The sequence below is a fragment of the Streptomyces sp. CNQ329 genome, from assembly GCF_000482585.1.
On sequence record NZ_AXVU01000121.1, the window covers coordinates 1 to 3,330 of the forward strand.

Here is a 3,330-nt window from a genome sequence, read left to right on the forward strand (position 1 = left end):
AGATGCAACGCCACCAACGACGACGAACACGCCGTATCCACCGTCACCGCCGGCCCCTCAAGACCGAACGCATACGACACCCGACCCGACGCCACACTTGCCTGCGTCCCGGTCAGCACATGCCCCTCGACGCCTTCGGCGCCGGCGTCCACACCCACCGCGTAGTCGTGGTACATCAGCCCCGTGAACACGCCGGTCCGGCTGCCCCGCAGGACGGCCGGGGCGATGCCCGCCCGCTCGAACGCCTCCCAGCTCGTCTCCAGCAGCAACCGCTGCTGCGGATCCATCGCCAGCGCCTCGCGCCGCGACAGCCCGAAGAGGTCGGGGTCGAAGTCGCCCGCCTGGTAGAGGAAGTGGCCCGCCCGGGTGTGCGAGGTGCCGGGCCGGTCCGGGTCCGGATGGAACAGCGCGTCGAGGTCCCAGCCCCGGTCGGCGGGGAAGGCGCCGAGACCCTCCCGGCCCTCCGTGACCAGCCCCCACAGGTCCTCGGGCGAGGCCACGCCGCCCGGATAGCGGCAGGCCATGCCCACGATGACCACCGGGTCGTCCGCGACGCCGGCGGGCCCGCCGCCGGCCGGCCGCCGCCGGGCGTCGGCGGCGGTGTCGGTGTCGGCGGCGGTGTCACCCAGCAGGAAGGCGGTGAGGGCGTGCGGCGTCGGGTAGTCGAAGACCAGGGTCGTCGGCAGACGACGGCCGACGGCGTCGGCGAGACGGTTGCGCAACTGCACGGCGGTCAGGGAGTCGAAGCCGAGGCTCTTGAACGACTGGCCGGGCTCGATCGGCGCCGAGGAGTCGTGGCCGAGGACGGCCGCCGCCTGTTCCCGTACAAGCCGCAGCGCCTCGCGCTCCCGTTCCGCCGCCGGCATTCCCTCCCAGCGGGACGCGAGCGTGCTCTCGCCGTCCGCCGCGGCGGCGGAGCGGCGGGCGGGCGGCCGGACGAGATCCCGCAGCACGGCCGGTACGTGGCCGCCGGGTTCGCCGAAGGCGCGGGGGGTGAGGCGGGCGGCGACGAAGTGCGGCGGCCCGTCCGGCAGAGCGGGGTCGCCCGTGGCCGCGTCGAAGAGCGCGAGGGCGTGGTCCGTGTCGAGCGGCGCCACACCGTTGCGCACCATGCGCCGGATCTCGGCGTCGCCCAGGTGCCGGGTCATGCCGCTGGCCTCCGCCCACAGGCCCCAGGCGAGCGTGCGGGTACGGGGCCGGCGGTGGGCGAGGGCGTCGAGGAAGGCGTTGGCGGCGGCGTAGTTGGCCTGGCCGGGGGTGCCGAGGGTGGCGGTCGTGGAGGAGAACAGGACGAGCGCCGGGGCGTCGGGCAGATCTTCGGTGGCGCGGTGGAGGTTGAGGGTGGCGTCGACCTTGGGGGTGAGGACGGCGTGCAGGCTCTCCGCGGTGAGGTTGGTGATCAGGGCGTCCGCGAGCACCCCGGCGGCGTGGACGACGGCCGTCAGCGGGCGCGCCGCGGCCGTGTCCTCGATCAACGCGCGCGTGGCGTCGGGATCGGTGAGGTCGCAGGCCGTGACGGTGACGGTCGCGCCGAGGCCGGTCAGCTCGGCGCGCAGCGCGTCGGCGTTCTCCGCGCCGGGGCCCCGGCGGGAGACGAGACGGAGGTGGCGTACGCCGCGGTGGGCGACCAGGTGGCGCGCCAGCAGGGCGCCCAGGGTGCCCGTGCCGCCGGTGATGAGGACGGTGCCGTCCGGGTCGAAGGGCGAGGCGTCGGCGTCCGGGGCGGGCACGGGGGTGTGGCGTACCAGACGGGGGACGCTCAGCCGCCCGGCGCGGAGCGCGAACTGCGGCTCCCGCGTGGCGAGCGCCGCGGGCAGCGCGGCGGCGGAGGCGGGATCGCCGTCGAGGTCCGCGACGACGAACCGGCCCGGGAACTCCGACTCGGCGGAGCGCAGCAGCCCCCACAGCGCGGCGCCCGCGATGTCGGTGAGGTGGTCGTCGGGCGCGACGGCCACCGCGCCACCGGTGACGAAGACCAGCCGCGCGCCGTCGAACCGCTCGTCGCCGAGCCACCGCTGCACCAGCTCCAGCGCCCGGGCCACCGACGCGCGTACCGCGGCGCCGTCCGCGGCGTCTGCGGCCTCCGCGGACCATCGGACCACCGCGCACTCCGGGACGGGAACGGGCAGGGCGGCCAGGCCGGCGAGGTCCGCCAGGTCGGTGACCTCGGCGATGTCCACGTGGTCGGCGCTCTCCGGGCCGTGCGCCGACGGCCTCCACTCCACCCGGTACAGCCCGTCGCGCCGACCGCCGGCCGCACCGCGCAGCGACTCCGCGTCCACCGGCCGCAGGGACAGCCGGTCCACCGTGACGACGGGCTCGCCGGCGGGGTCGGTCAGGTCCAGGGCCACGGCGTTCTCACCGAGGCGGGAGACACGCACGCGCAGAGAAGTCGCGCGCGTGGCGTGGAGCCGGACGCCGGACCAGGAGAACGGCAGCAGGGTGCGGTCGGACGGCGAGCCGAGGAGCACCGCGTGCAGCACGGCGTCCAGGAGCGCCGGATGCACGCCGACCCGTTCGGCGTCGGCCGTCGCCTCTTCGGGCAACGCCACTTCGGCGAAGACCGGTTCGCCGCTGCTGCCGCTCCACAGCCGCCGGAGGCCCTGGAACACGGGCCCGTAGTCGTAGCCGCGGGCGCCGAGGCGCAGGTATCCGTCCGCGAGGTCGACGGGGGCCGCGGCGTCGGAGGACGGCGGCCAGGGCGGGAGGTCGCCGGCCCGGGGAGGGGTGGCGGGCGTCGTGCCGGACAGCACGCCCTCGGCGTGCGGGGTCCACGGGGTTTCCTCGTCGGCGGCGGCCGGGCGGGCGTGGATGCCGAGGGACCGCCTGCCGTCGGCGTCGGGCGCTCCGACGGTGACCTGAAGACGCACGGCTTCCGTGGCCGGGAGCAGCAGGGGCGCGGAGAGGGTCAGTTCGTCCACGTGACCGCAGCCGGCCTGCTCGCCGGCGTGCAGCGCCAGCTCCACCATCGCGGTGCCGGGGAGGAGGACGGTGCCGGCGACGGCGTGGTCGGCGAGCCAGGGGTGGGTGGCGAGCGAGACCTCGGCCGTGAGCAGCGTGCCGCCCGAGGTGGCGAGAGAGACGGGGGCGTCGAGGAAGAGGTGACGGCCGGCGGCGGGGGTGGCCGCGGCGGCGGTGGGGGAGAGCCAGTGGCGCTGGTGCTGGAAGGGGTAGGTGGGCAGGTCGGGCAGGTGGGCGGCGGCAGGCGCGGGGGCGTCGGGGCCGGTCGCGAGGCCGTGGGCGTGGGTGTGGGCGAGCGCGAGGGCGAGGCGGTGGGGGGTGTCGTCGTCGCGGTGGAGCGTGGCGTGGGTGACGGCGTCGGCGTCGGCC

General features: G+C 76.7%; 1 protein-coding gene. It reads right to left on the reverse strand.

Annotated elements, in window-relative coordinates; all coding sequences use genetic code 11:
* On the reverse strand, positions 1 to 3,330 hold a 3,330-nt coding region (locus tag I003_RS0129190), incomplete at both ends, for a type I polyketide synthase (protein WP_027774680.1).